At 56.3% G+C, this 2,935-nt stretch carries 2 protein-coding genes; both read right to left on the minus strand.

Annotated features, from left to right (window positions below):
- Window positions 1–200 precede the first annotated feature (200 nt).
- A complete protein-coding gene (locus VAE55_RS16585; RefSeq protein ID WP_322816835.1) occupies window positions 201–875 on the minus strand; it encodes a hypothetical protein in 675 nt (224 codons plus the stop codon).
- A gap of 157 nt (window positions 876–1,032) precedes the next feature.
- Entirely contained in the window at window positions 1,033–2,424 is a 1,392-nt protein-coding gene (locus VAE55_RS16590; RefSeq protein WP_322816836.1) for a selenium-binding family protein, read from the minus strand.
- Window positions 2,425–2,935 lie beyond the last annotated feature (511 nt).

Raw genomic sequence — 2,935 nt, forward strand, 5'->3', positions numbered from 1 at the left:
GATCCGCAACGGATTGGTCTATACTATCCATCGGTACGTGCGTCTCGATTGATCCGATCGTTGCAACAAAGCAAAACAAGTTCTAAACAACAGTACGCCCGCTTCCATCTCTGCGACAGGCCAGTCCTACCGGGGCTTTGACGACTTGAGGTAGGGCTTTAACTCGCCGGTTTACGTTAACCCACTAGGTCGGGCAGTTTCTACACCAGCCATATCTCCCACAATCCCCATCCCAGGGTGATGCCACCGGTAATGGTGAGAACGGCAATCCAAATCAGATCGGTATTGATCCAGGCCCGGCGGAGTACTTCAAGCCCCATAATCCAGTACACAGCCAGTGCCGCCGCAACCATAGCAAGAAACATACCGGTCGTATGAACACCTGTCGCCAGTAAGGCTACTCCCAGCGACTCGCTCAGGACCGGGCTATGATGAGCGTGACCGGCGTGTAGCGCATGTGAGGTCGGTGTCATCATTGCCAGAAATGGTGCGACCATCAGGCCGGCACCATGGGCGGTTGCCATCAGGAACGACCACGAGACAAGCTGCCACCAATTGGCCCGGAAACGGGTTCGCGGATGGCGAAAACGTACCAGCAGCCGCCATCCGCTGAACAACAAGAGTGCTACGCCGGTCAATACGAGCAAGAGGTCGGTGGGCAGCGTTTGTCCCAGAAGGGCAACGACAATCGCCGCCACGCCAATTGCCGCCGCATGACCGAGTGCAATTGGGCCGAAGGCATACAACACAGCTTGCAAACGCTGCTCTTGTAATCCCAGCCCGACGGCGAACAACCAGCCCATCGCAGGGTTTATGCCGTGAAACAGGCCTAGCGCGAATAGCGATATCCAGATCAAGGTCGTTGTCTGATCCACCGGCAGAATCCTTGGACTGATATGTCTTTACGGGATGGTGCTACGAACCAGTTGTCGTAGTGCTGGTTGCGTGCCGGAGCATTGCTCCGGTACGCCTGCGCCACGAGTAGATCCTCACGATGACGGTAATGATCGTATTCCCAACACTTTAGCCAGATCATGGGAAGCAGTACGAATCGCTCGATGCGTCACCACCCTGAAGCCGGATTTGGTGTACCCGCTGATCACCGAAATCGACGAAGAAATTGGGATCGAATTGCATGCCACCGTCGGGGTTGACATCTACCTTGACCATCCAGCCCTTGATCCCGTCTGGATAAAATTGTTCGTCCCACGCCCGATACAGCGAATTGGTGAAGTAGACCCGGCGGCCATCGCGGCTGATTTCCACCATCTGCGGCCCACCGTTGAGTTCGGTTGCGGCTGCCGGATGCCCGGCCCGCCGAACAATGCCGCCAATCTGTACTATGCCGGTCAGGCGAGGGTTGAACGGATCAGACACATCGTACTGGCGAAGTTCACCTGTGCCCCAACACGAGACGTACAGAAAGCGGTCATCGACACTCAGATTTATGTCGGTAACCAGTGGTGGTACTGCCTTAAACGGTTGCAGAATCGCAGGAAGCTGGTCTTCGGACGCCGGTTCGGCGGGAATGTCGATCACCTTCTTTAGGTGCCAGGAACCGTTGTCGCGATACCACAGCCAGATGGATGCTGAAAGGTCTTTCAGGCTCACCACACAGTTCATGAAGCCGTAGGCTTTGGTCGGGTCGTGGGCCGGGCGCAATTCCAGCGCCATCTGATATTCGGCACCCAGGTCAAGGGTCTGCAAATGACGGCGGCGGTAGAGGTCCCATACGTGGAGGCGATGGCCATATTTGCCGGCTAATAGCTCGTCGCCGAGAACGCCGCTTTCGACCATACGTGGGGTGCCCCATTCACTGGTCAGCAGTGTGTCATAGCCGAGGTGCCACCAAAAGTCGTAATGCAAATACTGATCGCCACGGTCGATTTCCCAGCGACCAAGCACTTCCAGGTTGTCGTGATCGAGGATGAAAATCCCGCCTGGTCCTTCCCCATCGGGTGCTCCTAGCGCCGAGATGTAGATACCGTCTGGCCCACAGTGAACGGTATGCGGACGAGCATACCCGGTGCGTTCGGCAAGTTCATTTGGATCGATAACGTTCACTACTTTTGGTTGGGTGGGGTCGGGCTTCGTGTCGAGAATGGTAATATGCGAGCTGCGAATATCCGGCACAACCAGATACCGGCGTTCGACGTGGGGATGTGGTGCATTTGGGCAGAGCATTGAGCTGCACGCATTCCAGCCAAAATGGTGGAGTTCACCGCCGGTGTAGGGCATGTCGGTGACCCCAACAACCTGACCAAATGTGCTCGACTGGCTATCGACATCCACGACACACATTGCATCGGGCTTGCTGTTTGCCATTGGGTTGAGGCGAACCACATAGGCCAGCTTCTCGGCCGGAGCCTTAATCGCCATCCGTGGTGATGGATAGAACGTAGGATCTGGACGCCAGGTGACCATGCGAACCTCCTTTGTAGACTACGCTGTCTGATACGGTTGATATGGTTGGGATGTGTTTTTAAACAGACACTCAGTACCGATGTCGCGCCAGGCGCGTCTGTACAAACTGAAACGTCAGTCGTATGGAGAGGATTGCTACCGATAATCGAACTATATAACGTGTATCAGGCAGAGTCAAGGGGCTGCGAGAGATGTTGTTCTTGGAATGTAGCATTGTGCTGTCGATGATGCAAAAGGGCACGGACGGAAACGATGCTGCGCTGCGCACTCAGGTGCGGTGGCAGAGTGATGATAGGAGAGCGGGTTATGCTTGTGCTGCTCCTGGCAGTGATTGGCGACACGCCTCCACCCTACCCCGTCCCCGCCCTATGCATTACCCATAACTCAAATACTGCATTGCCCGCGTGCCGGAGCGGGTCGGGGGCGTGATGACGGACGTGCTCCCCAGCCGGGAGCTGGGGGTGCGCCTCCGGTGCGCATGGTGCCGGTACCATTGCTGGAGGGAGGATCC

It is taken from the genome of Chloroflexus sp., from assembly GCF_034432675.1.
GTDB lineage: Bacteria > Chloroflexota > Chloroflexia > Chloroflexales > Chloroflexaceae > Chloroflexus.